Raw genomic sequence first — 13,935 nt, 5'->3', positions numbered from 1 at the left:
GCCCGTGGAACGCACCTGGGCGGACCGGATGCGACGCGTCCCGTCGGCATTGGTCGGCAGGCGGGGGCCTTGTGCGGAGGTCTTGTGCGGTCTTGTGCGGAGGTCGTCACGGTCATGACCGTGCTGTGGGCCGTTCGGGATCCGGCACCTAGGCTGACGGACGCGTGGACCCCGGTGGACCCAGTCGTCGAGAGGAGGCCGCGTCCCGTGGCGGAAACCGATGACTCCCCGGAGCACACGGACCCGGAGAGGGTGCGCCTCTCCCTGCGGACCGCGGACCTCGACGAGGCCCGTGCCGCGATCGGTGCCATGTACTACGCCAACCACATGGACCTGCTGGACCCGGGCCAGGGCCTCGACGTGGACTTCGAGATGGCCCGCCTCGGTCCGCTGACCCTCGGGGAACTGCGCTGCGGCGCCGACATCCGGATGCGCTTCGACGACCTCGGCGCCTATCACGTCGACCTCCCGCTGACGGGCCACCTGGCCTGGCGGCAGGGCACACAGGACACGGCGCTGGCCACCCCCGCACGGGCGGGCGTCTTCCAGCCCGAGGGGAAGCCGACGCTGGAGAGGTGGGACCGCCACTGCCGCCTGCTCGCCGTGAAGATCGAGCGCCGGGCACTTCTGCGGCACCTGGAGGCTCTTACCGGTGATGCCGTCCGCCCCTCGCTGCGCCTGGCGCCCACCATGGACGTCACCACCGGGCCGGGCCGCACCTGGGCACGGCTGCTGCGGCTCGTGGTCGACGAGAGCGTCGACGAGCGCGGACTGCTGCGGCAGCCGCTGCTGGCCGCCCGGATGCGGGACTCCCTGCTCACCGGCCTGCTGCTGGCCACCGACCACCCCTACCGGGAGGTACTGGACCGGCCGGTCCCGCACGGCTTCGCCCGCTCGGTCAAACGCGTCGTGGACGCCATCCAGGCCCGCCCGGAACACCCCTACACCACCACGGAACTCGCGGACCTCGCCGGTGTGAGCGCGCGCTGGCTGCAGGAGGTGTTCCGCCGTGAGGTCGGGACCTCGCCCATGACCTATCTGCGGGACGTGCGCATGGACCGGGTCCACGCCGAACTCGCCGCCGCCGACCCCGACGCCACGACCGTGAGCGACGTGGCCTACGGCTGGGGCTTCGGCCATCTGGGCCGGTTCGCCGAGAAGTACCGCGCCCGTTACGGCGAACTCCCCTCACAGACGCTGCGGCCGCGCTGACATCGGGGGCCGTCGGCGGCCCGTCCCCCGACCGTGCCGTGTCGGCCGCGGCATGACCCGCGACGCGTCTGCCGGCCGTCAAGACGGGTTGCCGGCCGACAAGACGTGGCTATCGGCAATCAACCGGTGTACGACCCGTTCTCCACCGGGCGCAGGACCAGGCGGCCGTCCTCGCGCGCGGCCGCCATGGCGAAGGGGAACGTGTCCACTTCGAGGCACAGGTCCACGTCCTCGGGATGGACACCGCCCCAGCCGCGCCGCACCCCGTCGGCGAGGCGTGCGGCGGCGTCCGAGCGCCTGGCCCGGCCGACGAACGGCGCCGGGTCGGTGGGGCCGGAGACGGCTCGTGCGGCGATGTACTGCGCACAGGCCAGGTCCTCCTCCGCCCGTCCCCCGTCCCCTGTGACGACGAAGGTGACCGCGTCCGGCCGCGCGCGCCGCAGCTGTTCCGCCGTCGCCTCCGCCACCACGAAACTCGCGCACAGAAGGAGCCGGGCGTCGGCCACCGCCAGGGCTGCCACCGTCCCGGCGGTGGTCTTCTGCACCACCGTGCGGCCCGCGACGTCGAGCGCCCGCAGCCGGGCGGGCGAGTTGGCCAGGTCGAACCCCGGCAGCGGCGCACCGTCCTGAAAGGCCAGCCAGCCCGGATGACGGGCCTTCAACTCCAGGGCCTCATCGACCGTGCCGGCGAAAACTATCTTCTCCGCGCCGCGCCGGAAGACCCAGGCGGCCACGGTGAACGCCCGCATCACATCGACGACCACGGCGACGTCGGGCGTCGCGGAGAGACCTGGGACACCGGTGAACGTTGATCGCATCACCCCATGGTGAGACACGCCCGGACTCCGCGGGGAGCCGTTTCAGGACTCGGTGCCGTCCGTCGGCAGCGTCCGCGCCGCGCGCAGGGAGCGCAGGGCGAGCAGCAGGACGCCGACGTCGTCCAGGTACACCGGGTCGGGCAGCAGGTCGGTGGGCAGCACCAGATAGACGACGGCACCCCAGAAGACCCAGCGCGGCCCCGTCGGCAGCCCGGCCCGCCGCAGCGTCCGCCGGGTGCGGACCAGCCGCACCAGCAGACCGACGGCCGCGGCGAGGAGGGCCGCCGCGACCAAGGCGGCGACCAGGAGCACGGTCGTGGTGGAATCCATGAGGCCTCCTGACCTCCGGGGCGCCGGGCCGGGCCCGCGTCCTTCTCTTCGTCTTCCCGGATTCCCCTCGTCTTCCCGGATCCACTCCGTCTTCCCGGATCCCCTCCGTCTTCCCGGATTCGCGGACCCGGCCGCGGTATCGCCTCCCGGAGGGCTACGACGCCTCGGCCTCGTCGGCCTCGCCGGCGTGGTCCCCGTCCCGCGAGGTGTCCGCGGCGGCCGTCGTCGGGCGCTCCGCCTTGGCGGTGCCCTTCAGCCGTCCGAAGGCCCGCGTCAGCTGCTGGAACGCGGAGGCCGCCGGCGCGCCGGTGCGCCCGGCGGGCGGGGCCGGCGTGTCGCGGTAGGCGGCGAGCGCCTCATGGGCCTTCTCGGCGGCTTCCCGGTACAGGTCCCGGGACTTGGTCATCGCCTCGAGGGCCTCGGCGTACATGGCCACCAGCTTGCGTTCGCGGGCCAGCTCCTCCTCGAGGGTCAGCAGGGTCCACTTCTCGCGCAGCCCGGGCAGCGCCTCGTCGAGGCCCTGCGGCATCGGCTTCGGCAGGGCCGCGAAGCGCCGCAGCACGTCGATGAGTTCGGTGGGCTCGGAACCGTCCAGGAAGACGCTGCGCACGGAGTACTCCGGGCCGTCGTAGCCGGGCGGGGCCGGATCCGGCGGCACGATCACGGCTCCGCCGCGCGGCACCCACACGCCGAGGTCACGCAGCGCCCAGTTGACGGCGCGCAGCTGCTGCGGCGCGGCACGGAGCTCCACCACGCGGTGTCGCAGGCCCGGCGGCAGCAGGCGCGCCAGCGGCTGCCGGCCGCGTTCGTCCGGGGTCATGGCTTCGTGCACGACGACGTTGACGGACCAGGCCTCGCGTGCGGCGCTCCTGATGACGCGCCGCATGTCCTTGTCCTCGGACGGGAGCGGGTTGACCTCCCGCAGGCGCAGTCCCGTCACGGCGTGATGGTGGTCCCAGGCGGTGTCCGCGTCGTCAGGCCGGTCGGGCAGGTCAGGCCGGTCGGGCTCGCTGGGCTGGCGGGGCTCGTCGGGCCAGAACATCGTGGCGGGGGAGGGCCACCGTTCGTCCCAGGGGGACTCGGCCTCGGCCAGGAGCACCCATTCCTGCCCTTCCGCACGGTCCTGCGGGGTGACGAGCGTCAGGCGGGCCCGCACCGTCACGTCGCCGGACACCCGCCAGCGCGCCTCGAAGACCCGCTCGGGAGCGTCCTCGGTCACCGGCGGTTCGGCGAAGTCGTCGATGACCTCGCTCTCCTTGAGCCGGCGCAGGTTCCGCCGGAGCACCTCCTCGGCCGCCGGGCCGACGTGGCGGCCGCGGGCGGGCCACACTGTGCTGGGGATCATGGGGCGGTCGCTGGCGGAGTTCGACATGGGCCAATCTGCGGATGGGGACGGCGTGCGCCCTCCAGTATCACTGTCGGCGATCGTGGCACGTCCGCCGGGGTTGCCCACGGCGCGCACGGGAGACGTGCGGCGCACACGGGGTGCGCGCGCCGCACCGCACGTGGCCGCCGTTCACTCGTCCCGGCGCTCTGTCCGGACCACGACAATAGAGCCGGCGAACGGGGCCCGCCCGCCATCCGCTCAGGGGAGGGCCCTGTTCGCTCGCGGGGGTGGCCGTCGCCGCCCCGGGGGGTTCAGTGCGGGAAGGCCCGGGGCTGGCGCTGGGTGGGCAGTTCGTCGCGGAACTCCTCGATGGCCGAACTGATCTGCCGCATCAGGGCCGTCTCCTCCAGGCGGTCGAGGTAGAGGTTGCGGCGGGCCAGTCCGGGCAGGTCCACGCAGAAGTACAGGGCCATCAACGGGTTGACGAACAGCTCGCTGTTCCTGGTCCGCTCCGTGAACCGGACGTCGCCGAAGTCGCCGCGCACGGCGGCGGCGACGGACCCGTTGACGATGCTGGGGTGGCTCGCGGTGCACCGCTGGGCGTGGGCCACCGCGTCGAGATAGAGGGCACCCTCACGACTGGCCCTGGGCAGCGAGAACGCGCCCAGGTAGGAGCCGTCCCGGTCCAGGGCGGCAAGGTTCTCCAGGACCAGCGAGTGGTTGACGCCGTGATACGCGTCCACCCCGAAGCCGAGGCACGCCACCAGGCGGTGCGGGACCTCGTCGAGCCCGCCCACGGCGGCCAGACTCGCCATGTCCTCCTCCGGCGTGCCCAGACCGTGCTCGTCGCCGCGCATCAGGATGTCGGTCCCGCCGTCCACCAGCACGACCGCGTCGACGCCGCCCAGGTGGGCGAGGAGCGCCCGGTAGGCGGCGCGCAGCGGGCCCACACCCGTGCGGGGAAACGCGTACACGGTGGAGGGCAGGTCCTGCGCCGCCAGCCACTGGGCGAGCACCCGCTCGGGGAAGTAGTCGCCGCGGGGCGTGGTGTCCGGACGGACGGCCGCGACGTCCGCCTCCACCCACACGCCCAGGTCCAGGCCGTACAGGTCGGCGAAGGACAGATTCGCCAGATGCACCTCCTTCCCCGCTGCCTGCAGGGCGAGGGCCAGCGGAAGCCCGGCGTAGATGTCGAAGCCGCCGCCCGCGCCGGCGACAAGCACCCGCCGCGCATCGCGCAGGCGGGTGAAGAAGGGGGGGTCACTGAGGGAGAACACCGCAGGACGTTAACAGAGCCGCGGGACAGGCCCGTTGGAGTTTTCCACAGGCCGGAACGGGCTGTCAGTGGTGCGTGCCAAGATCGGTCGCATGCCCACTCACGCCCTTCTGCCCGCGGAGCCCCACAGGTCCACGACGTACGCCGACTGGGTCAAGACCTACGACCCGGCCGCGGAGAGAGCCGCGCTCGCGCTGCTCGACGAGGTGCGTTCGGCCGTGCTGTCCGCGTATCCGAAGATGGGGCGCTGTCTGGACCGGCTGGAGCGGCGGTCCCGTGAGCTGCCCCCGGCCCATCTGCCGTGGTTCTGGGACACGGTGGCCCACCGGCTGTGCGGCTACCCGGGCCGCACGGCCGCGAAGGCGTACACCCTGGCCCGCAAGGCGGAGCGCGACCGCGCGCTGCCCGTCGACAGCGACTGGCGCCGGGCCAATGTGATGCTGTTCGCGGCCGCCGGAGCCCTGCCCGTCAAGGAGCTGAGCGAGCATCAGCGCTGGCTGGCGGGACGGCTGGCCCCCGCCGACGCACACGAGGAGTTCGTACGGGTCCTCACCGCCTGGGCGGCCTCTCCGGGCGAACTCCCCGCCGACCTGGCTCGCCGCGTGCGGGCGTCCGCGCGCGCCGCCGGTCTGGACACGGACGAGGACGCCCGGGTCCTGGGGCACCTGCTGGGCGCCGCCCGTGGCAAGGCGGTGCCCGACGCCCTGCTGGAGGCGGCCACCGCACCACTGGCCGCGCACCCGCGGGACCCCGACGTGCTCAGCGCGCTGCTGGACCTGTTCCCCGACACCAGGAACGACGCCGCGGCCTGGCTCCGGCTCCTGCTGCGCTGCGGCGCCGTCGACGCGGCCGAGGCCGGTCACCTCACTCCGGAGGGCGGGCTCGCCGCCTGGCTCGGCAGGTACACGCGCGCGTACTCCCACCGCAAGGTGCCGTACGGCGGTGTGGTGCGCCAGCCCATGCCGCCCGAACTCTTCGAGATCGTGACCCGGTTCGCCCCGCGCATCCGGGCAGCGGGCATCCCGGCGCGGCTGCACGAGGACCAGTACCGCTACCCGGGCCTCGACGCCGACCTCCTGGACGCCTGCCTCGCCGAGGGCATCGCCGTCGAGGACCCGGGCGACTCCGTGCGGCTGGAGTTCTGGGACGACCGGGCCTGCCGCGATCTGAAGGCCCTGGCGGCCGACCCGGTGTTAGGCCGGCGCCTCGAAGGCACCGTGCACGCCGGTCTGCGCGGCGCGGGCACGGCGATCACCCGGCTGCCGGAGAACGCCGGCATCGCCGCCGAGGTGCACGCCCGCATCGAAACCCTGCTCACCGCACTGCGCGGCGGCGGCCTCGCCGCGGCCGACGAGGCCGTGAACGAACTGGCCGCCCTCCTCGACCGGCCCACGGCCACCGCCCTGGACGGCATCGACGAGGCACTGGCCGCCCTGGACCTGACCGGCCCGCTCACCCGCGCGCTGCGGTCCGGGCTCCCGGAGGAACTGGGCTGGCCCGCCCTGGAGGAGGCCCTGGCGGGGTTCGACGCGGCCGACACCCTCCGCGTCACCTGCACCTGGCCGGTCCTCACCGTCTACGGCACCCACCGCGCCGTCGCCGTCGACCACGAGGGCACCCGCGCCTCGTGCACCTTCCGGGTACCGGACGACGCGGCCTCGCACGCCGTCCACTTCGCCGGCGGACAGTTCCTGGTCAGCTGGACGGCCAGCGACCGTCAGTCGTTCGGGGACCTGGCCTTCTGGAGCGACCGCCCCAACGACGTGTTCGAACCCGAGGACAGGATCGGCCTGCGGCCGTACGGCGGCCTCATCCAGGGCGCGTTCGGCTTCCAGTTCGAGAGCCCGGACCGCGGCGGACGCCATGACGGGACGCGGCTCCTGCGTCCCGGCGGCAGGGAAGGCATCGGCCACCACGAACTCCAGATGAGCGACGGCCGCCACCTCTGGAGCGCCGAGGTCTTCCACTCCCGGGGCAACTGGACGCGCCACGACCCCGTGACGGGAGCCATGGGCGACGACCGCACCCTCCCGGACTTCCACCGTGACCGCGACATCCCGCCCGGCATGGAGGAGTTCGAGGACGGACAGACCCTCGCCGCCCTTCCCGAGGGCGCCCCCGACTCCCTTCTGGGCCGGGCCGGGCGGCTCGTCGGATGCCGCGTCCTCAACCGCACGCCCTATGCGGGCCCCTCGCCGACCGACTTCCTGCTGGAGTCCGTGGACGGCCGCACCGCCCGGTACCGCAGCCGACGGCCGGGACGGCATCCCTGGGCCGTCATCCGGCTGCCTGAGGGCGGAGAGGAGGCGGTGCTGGTCGGACAGGAGACCATCCGCTGCCACGCCGCCGAGGACAACTCGCTGCTCTGGCAGGTCCACGGTTTCGTCCCCGGCCCGCAGCGCGACCGGGACCGCCCCGCCACCCTCGGCGAGAACCGCGGCCCGGTGCCGCCGCCCGCGTTCTGGCACTTCCTCGCCCCACGCGACGAGGCATCCTCCAGGGCCCTGCGCGTGGTGGGCTCCGACACCGTGCGCACGCTCCTGGGCGCGGCCGTCGCCGCCCCGCGCGGCGAGGACGTACGGGCGCACGCGGCGCGGGTCCTGCCCGAAGTCACCGACCAGCAGGTGCTGGACGGGGTGGTGCGGGCCGTGCGGCTGGCCGCCGGCGTACTGCGGCGACGCGAGGACCTGTCCCGGCGGGTGGCCATCATGCGCGCCGGACCGGTCGTCGACCTTCCCGCCGACGTGCCCGACACCGTCCTCGCGCCCGCACTCTCCGGCCTGCTGCCCGACCTCCGCCCGTACGAGGCCTACGGCCCCGAACGGCATCCCGGCACGCTGACCGCGATCGCCGCCGACGGCCGCCATCTGCGGGGCGAGATCGACGACGAGACCCGGCGACTGGCACCGCCCTCGCGGCCGGCCGAGTGGCAGGTGCTTCTGGGCCGGATCGACGCCGTGGCCTGGCGGACCGCGGTCGCGACCACGCCGGACGACGAACGCGCCGCGCTGTCCGCCTTGTTGACCACTTGGAGCGCACAGCCGTTCGCCGACTCCGGTACCACCTGGCGCACCGGACGCGCTCCCGTGCCGGAACTGGCCGCCTGCCGCGCCGAAGGGCGGACCGTGGCGAGCGGCCCCGAGCGCGGAGGCCTCGCCCGCTTCGTCCAGCGGGCGGCCGGCCCGGCACCCGCCGAGGCGGCGGAGTGCGAGACCGTCACCGGCGACGACGCCGCCCGTCTGCCCCGCCTCCTGGAGCTCACGGACCGCCACGGCCCGCTCCTGCCGACGCCCGAGGCCGTCTCCGTCTTCTCCTGGCGCACCGGAGTACGGCGCCCGATCGCCACGCTCGTCCTGGGCGGCCTCCCGCGCCGGGAGCGTCATGACGACCACCAGAAGATGCTGCGCTCAGCGCCCTACAAGGCGAACAGGACCACGGCAGCGGAGTACGACAGCTTCTGGTACCGGCTCGGGGCGGCCGGGCGGCGCGCGGTCCTCGCCGCGGGCATACCGGAGGACCCGGCCGACCTGTGGACGCCGGACGGCATGAACAGGGCCGCGGAACGCATGGCCGCCGTCTGGGCCGGGCTGCTCGGCACGACACCGTACGTCGACGAGGAACTGGCCGAGGCTCTGGAGACGGAGCTGGGCCTGCCCACCGACTGGGCACAAGCCCTGTCGGCCGGCCGGGAGCCCGCGGGGGAGACGGGATTCGTGCTGGTCGGCGACCGCACGGGTGGCCTCTCCCTGCACCGTGCTGGCCCGGACGGCACGGCCGGGGCCTGGGTGTCCCCCACGCGGCCCGCCTACCACGAGGCAGTGACCGTCATAGCCTGGGCGCTGACCGAGAGGCCCGTCGGCGACCCGGCAGCCACGGGCGCCCTCAAGCTGTACGAGCGGCTGCGGGCACGGCTCGACGACCCGGGGACCCTCCTCTACCTGGGCGGGCACCGTCCCCTGGCCCGGGCCACCGCCGAGGACCCGCACTTCCGGCCGTACGGAGGCGACGTGCTGCCGTGCCCGCAGCCGCTCTTCGACGGTGTCACCGACGTCTCCACGGCCGTCGACGACGGCCTGTTCGTCGTCGCGGTCCCCGCGGGCGACGTCTTCCTGCGCCCGGCCGCACTGGCCGCACCGGAGCGGGTGGAGCGTGCGCTCGCCCTCTGCGACCGGCTCGACCTGTCCCGGCTGAGGTGGAGCTTCGACCGGACCCGGGCACTGCTCACCGGACTGGCCCGGACGGCGGCCCGCGCCGTCGAGACGCCGGTGCCCGCGGGCGGCTACGAGTCCAACCCCGCGCTCAGCGCCCCGGATCTGGTGGCCGAGACGGTCCGCACTCTCGGCGTCGGTACCGACGCCGCCACGCTCCATCTGCAACTCCTCGCGCTCGCCCGGCCCACGGACCGCAACGTCCGTCGCTGGAACGGCTGGACGGCCTCCCGCCACAAGGCCGCCGAGGCGGAGCTGGTGGCGGCGGGCGCCGTGGAGACCGGGCGGCGCGCCAGAGCCGGGCGCACGGTGTTCGCGCCCGGTGAATGGCAGCCCCTGGCCGCGCCGCATCTGCCGCTCGAAGGCCGGAAGCTGGCCGCCCACCAGGCGTGGGTGGCGGGCAGGGACGCCCGAGGCCCGTTCACCCGGCTCCTGTCACCCGTGCCGCTGCACGAGCTGTTCGCCCTGGCCGTACGCGAGTGACAAACGAACGGGGGCCGGCGGCGCGATGCCACCGGCCCCCACCGGACACCCGGTCCGTGGGACTTACGCCCCGCTCTCCCGGAGCATGTCCTCACGCTCGACGAGCTTCACGCGCTCGCGGCCCTGCGGTTCGCCCAGCGCCTTCTCGGCGGCGTCCAGGCGGTGCCAGCCCTCCCACGTGGTGAAGCGCACGTTCCGCTCGGCGAGGAAGGCGTCCACGGCCTCCGGCTCGGGCGAGCCGGGGGTGTGCAGGCGACCGCTCGTGTAGTCGTCCAGGAGGTTGGACACCGTCTCGTTGGCGTCACCCTTGGTGTGGCCGATCAGACCGACCGGGCCGCGCCGGATCCAGCCGGTGACATACGTGGACTGCAGGTGGGTGCCGCTCTCCTCGATGACGCGGCCGCCCTCGTCCGGGACCGTGCCCGAGTCGAGGTCCCACGGCAGCTTCGGCAGCTTCTCGGACAGGTAGCCGACGGCGCGGTAGACAGCCGTGACGTCCCAGTTCTTGAACTCGCCGGTGCCCTTGACGTTGCCGGTGCCGTCGAGGGCGGTGCGCTCGGTGCGCAGGCCGACGACCTTGCCGTCCTCGCCGAGGACCTCGGCCGGCGACTCGAAGAAGTGCAGGAACAGCTTGTGCGGCCGGTCGCCGACGTCGCGGATGGCCCAGTTCTCCAGGGTCTTGGCGACCATGTCGGCCTGCTTGTTGCCGCGCCGCGTCTCGATCGAGCCCTCGTCGTAGTCGATGTCCTCGGGGTCGACGATGACCTCGATGTTGGGGGAGTGGTCCAGCTCCCGCAGCTCCATCGGGCTGAACTTCGCCTGCGCCGGGCCACGGCGGCCGAAGACGTGGATCTCCAGCGCCTTGTTGGCTTTGAGGCCGTCGTAGACGTTCGGCGGGATCTCGGTCGGCAGCAGCTCGTCCGCGGTCTTGGCCAGGATGCGCGCCACGTCCAGCGCGACGTTGCCGACGCCGAGCACCGCGACCTTCTCGGCCTCCAGCGGCCAGGTGCGCGGCACGTCCGGGTGACCGTCGTACCAGGAGACGAAGTCCGCGGCGCCGTACGAACCGTCGAGGCCGATGCCGGGTATGGACAGGTCGCGGTCGGCCGTCGCGCCGGTGGAGAAGATCACGGCGTCGTAGAAGGCGCGCAGATCGTCGAGGTTGATGTCCGTGGGGTAGTCCACGTTGCCGAACAGGCGGATCTGCGGCTTGTCGAGCACCTGGTGCAGGGCCGTGATGATGCCCTTGATGCGGGGGTGGTCGGGAGCCACGCCGTAACGGATCAGGCCGAAGGGGGCGGGCATCCGCTCGAAGAGGTCGATGGACACGCCGGGCTCGGCGGCCACCTCGGACTTGAGCAGGGCGTCGGCGGCGTAGATCCCGGCGGGGCCGGCTCCGACGATGGCTACCCGCAGGGGGCGCGGCATGATCAGGTTCCCTTCGAGCGAAAACAGGCGACTCGAACGGGAAGCCTAAGCTAAGGCAGTCCTAAGTAAGTACGCGGGTCCGGTCTATGGCCTCATAAGGCGATCTTATGCCTATGGGGTCGGTGCTCGGCCGGTGCTCGGTCGGTGCCGGCCGGTGGACACCGGTCGTGGACATGCCCGACGCTTGCCCGGGGCCGGGATCATTCCGCCCCGGGACGAACCTCCGGCCGGAACCGAGGAGCGACAGCGTGGGTGGACGCGGGGCGACAGGGGCGACAGGGGCGACAACCGTCGCGGTGACCGGCGGCAGCGGGTTCGTGGGCAGCCATCTCGTACGGCGTCTGTTGGAGCGGGGTTACCGGGTGCACACCACCGTCCGCGACACGGCGAACCCGGCGAAAGTACGGCCGCTCTGGGACATGCAGGAGGCTTTCCCCGGCCAACTCACCCTCTTTCAGGCGGACTTGCTGACCGAGGGATCCTTCGACGAGGCGCTGCGGGGATGTTCCGTCGTCTTCCACGTCGCGTCGCCGTTCTTCATGCCCGAGAAGATCCGGGACGGCCGAAGGGACATGGTGGACCCGGCCCTGCTCGGCACGCGCAGCGTCCTGGCGAGCGTGGAGCGGACGCCGACCGTCGGCACACTGGTCTTCACGTCCACGGTCGGCGCGATCTTCGGCGACTATGCCGACGTCCTCGGCATGGACGACCAGGTGCTCTCGGAGCGGTACTTCAACACCACCAGCACGGTGGAGAACAACCCCTACCACTACGCCAAGACCGTCGCGGAGCGCGCCGCGTGGGAGGCCGAAGCCGCCCAGGACCGCTGGCGCATGGTCTCCGTCAACCCCGGCCTGATCCTGGGCCCTTCGCTCACCCCGGCTTCCGAGTCCGGCAGCCTGTTCCTGCTCGACGAGCTGTTCAAGGGCTACTTCTGCTACGGCGCCCCGGACTTCAGCTTCACGACGGCGGACGTGCGCGACGTGGCCGACGCGCACATAGCGGCCGCGGAGAACCCGGCGGCGAAGGGGCGTTACATCGTCGCGGCCGAGACCATGACGTCCTTCCACGAGATGTCACGCGTCATCCGCACCCGGTACCCCCGCGACCTCCGCCTCCCGCGTACCGCGCTCCCGCACTGGCCGGTACGCGTCCTCGGCCCGGCCTTCGGCCTGACCCAGGACTACATCCGCAAGCACCTGGGCATCCGCTTCCGGGTCGACAACAGCAGGAGCGTGCGCGAACTGGGCCTCACCTACCGCCCGATCGAGGAGACCCTCCTGGACCACTATGAGAGCCGGCGCGGCCGACGGGGGTGAGCCGGGCGCCTGTCGGTGCCCGGCCACGGGCCTCACGCGGGCCGGATCACCCGGTGGATCGCCGTCTCCCCGGCGCCGTAGATCGACTCCTCGCGGATGAAGGCCCCCGGGCCCGGTGCGTGGATCATCATGCCGTTGCCGGTGGAGAAGCCGACGTGGCTGGCGTTGTCGAAGAAGACGATGAGGTCACCGACCTGGATGTCGGCGGTGGTGACAGGGGTGCCCGCACCGGCCTGCTCCGCCGCGGTACGCGGCAGCTCGACCCCGGCGGCCCGCCAGGCGGCCTGGGTGAGACTGGAGCAGTCGTAGGAGCCCGGCCCCATCGCGCCCCAGACGCAGGGCTTGCCGATCTGCGCGCGGGCGAAGGCGAGCGCCTTCATGGCCTTGCCTGCGTACGCGGACTCCGCCGCACCGCCCACACCGACGGCGGCGAAGGAGCCGGTGTCCGTGACACCACCGGTGGTGAAGGTGCCGGTCGCGTACGGGCTTGCCGTGGCGGCGGGCATGCCGACCTGTGCGGCGGGGGCGACGGTGGTGAAGGTGCCGGTGGTGTAGGGGCTTGTTGTGGCGGCGGGGGCGGGTGCGGCGAAAGCTCCGGTGTCGGTGAGCGGGTTCGCCGTGGCAGGGGTGGTCATGGCCGCTGCCATGCCCGGTTGTGCGGTCAGACCACCGGTGGTGAAGGTGCCGGTGGTGTAGGGGCTTGCCGCGGGGGCGGGTGCGGCGAAGGCTCCGGTGTCGGTGAGCGGGTTCGCGGTGGCGGGGGTGGTCGTGGCCGCTGCCATGCCCGGTTGTCCGGTCAGGGCGCCGGTGGCGAAAGAGCCCGTCGAGCCGAGGGGCTGCGCGGGGAACCAGGATTCCTCCGCCGGCCGGGACTCGATCGCGGCGACCGGCGTGCCGCGCTGAGCGGCGGACCGGGACAGGAGGTCGCGGGCCGCGGTGAGCTTCCGCTGGTTCTGCCCCTTGGAGGTCGCGGGCGAGGGCCGGCGCGGCGCCGCGCCGGGCGCGGGCGATGGCGCGGGCAGCAGCGCCGCGGCGGCCGCCTCGAGCTCTCGCCGCGGCTCGGGCACGGCGGGCAGCGCGGCGATGGGCCGGGCGGTCAGCTCCGCCACCGGGCGGCCGGGCAACTCGGCGACGGGCCTGCCGCCGGTCAGTTCCGCGGCCGCACGCTCCGCCACCCAGGCGGCCAGTTCCGGCGGAAGGGCCCGATCGGCCGACTCCCGCTCACCACCGGGGAAACCGCCCCCCGTCGGAGCCGTGGGACGACCTCCGGCCGGGCGCTGCGGCGGCATCCGGTCGGCCGGCAGTGCGGCGGGAACGGTCGGACCCAGCTTCGCTCGCGCCGCGTCGAACCACTGACGGGTCACGTTGTCGAGGTCGGGATCGGTGCCCGCCCTCTTGCGGAGCGGGACACCCCGGTTTCGCGACCCCGCCGACATCGCACGGGTCCCGTTGTAGTTACCCGTGGCGTTTTCGGCCTGGTCGTAAAGGGTGCTGATCCGCTGCCGAACCTCGTCGCGGCTCTCCGACGCCATGG

Annotated in this window: 9 protein-coding genes; 3 read left to right on the top strand and 6 right to left on the bottom strand. The window is 73.4% G+C overall.

The features are described 5' to 3' along the window. The first annotated feature begins 207 nt into the window (after window positions 1–207). Window positions 208–1,212: an AraC family transcriptional regulator gene (locus tag ACIPSA_RS26310; RefSeq protein WP_402638511.1), complete on the top strand. Its 1,005-nt coding sequence runs from the start codon at window positions 208–210 to the stop codon at window positions 1,210–1,212. 119 nt (window positions 1,213–1,331) lie between these two features. On the opposite strand, the gene ACIPSA_RS26305 is transcribed toward ACIPSA_RS26310, so the two are convergent. From ACIPSA_RS26305 to ACIPSA_RS26290, 4 genes are all read right to left on the bottom strand, one after another. After that, window positions 1,332–2,030 (bottom strand): 2-phosphosulfolactate phosphatase, encoded by a 699-nt coding sequence (locus ACIPSA_RS26305; protein WP_402638509.1) that lies wholly within the window; start codon window positions 2,028–2,030, stop codon window positions 1,332–1,334. Window positions 2,031–2,072: 42 nt separating this feature from the next. Further along, a complete protein-coding gene (locus ACIPSA_RS26300) occupies window positions 2,073–2,360 on the bottom strand; it encodes a DUF1232 domain-containing protein (protein WP_402638507.1) in 288 nt (95 codons plus the stop codon). 154 nt (window positions 2,361–2,514) lie between these two features. Next, entirely contained in the window at window positions 2,515–3,732 is a 1,218-nt protein-coding gene (locus ACIPSA_RS26295; RefSeq protein WP_402638504.1) for a hypothetical protein, read from the bottom strand. Between the two features lie 266 nt (window positions 3,733–3,998). Continuing rightward, window positions 3,999–4,964: a DUF1152 domain-containing protein gene (locus tag ACIPSA_RS26290; RefSeq protein WP_402638502.1), complete on the bottom strand. Its 966-nt coding sequence runs from the start codon at window positions 4,962–4,964 to the stop codon at window positions 3,999–4,001. 91 nt (window positions 4,965–5,055) lie between these two features. Here ACIPSA_RS26290 and ACIPSA_RS26285 point away from each other — a divergent pair, with 91 nt between their 5' ends. Continuing rightward, a complete protein-coding gene (locus ACIPSA_RS26285; protein WP_402638500.1) occupies window positions 5,056–9,654 on the top strand; it encodes a hypothetical protein in 4,599 nt (1,532 codons plus the stop codon). Between the two features lie 63 nt (window positions 9,655–9,717). Here the strand turns inward: ACIPSA_RS26285 and ACIPSA_RS26280 are convergent, their stop codons facing one another. After that, window positions 9,718–11,082 carry an FAD-dependent oxidoreductase gene (locus tag ACIPSA_RS26280; RefSeq protein WP_402638498.1) on the bottom strand — a complete coding sequence of 455 codons (1,365 nt, stop codon included), beginning with the start codon at window positions 11,080–11,082 and terminating at the stop codon, window positions 9,718–9,720. 248 nt (window positions 11,083–11,330) lie between these two features. On the opposite strand from ACIPSA_RS26280, the gene ACIPSA_RS26275 reads away from it, so the two are divergent. Next, window positions 11,331–12,401: an NAD-dependent epimerase/dehydratase family protein gene (locus tag ACIPSA_RS26275; RefSeq protein ID WP_402638496.1), complete on the top strand. Its 1,071-nt coding sequence runs from the start codon at window positions 11,331–11,333 to the stop codon at window positions 12,399–12,401. Between the two features lie 32 nt (window positions 12,402–12,433). Here the strand turns inward: ACIPSA_RS26275 and ACIPSA_RS26270 are convergent, their stop codons facing one another. Beyond that, window positions 12,434–13,933 (bottom strand): C40 family peptidase, encoded by a 1,500-nt coding sequence (locus ACIPSA_RS26270; protein ID WP_402638494.1) that lies wholly within the window; start codon window positions 13,931–13,933, stop codon window positions 12,434–12,436. Window positions 13,934–13,935: the final 2 nt, after the last annotated feature.

This window comes from Streptomyces sp. NPDC086549 (assembly GCF_044746205.1).
In the GTDB taxonomy this organism is placed as follows: Bacteria; Actinomycetota; Actinomycetes; order Streptomycetales; family Streptomycetaceae; genus Streptomyces.
The sequence above is the reverse complement of the archived record's forward strand: the minus strand, read 5'-3'. Positions and strand labels throughout refer to the sequence as shown.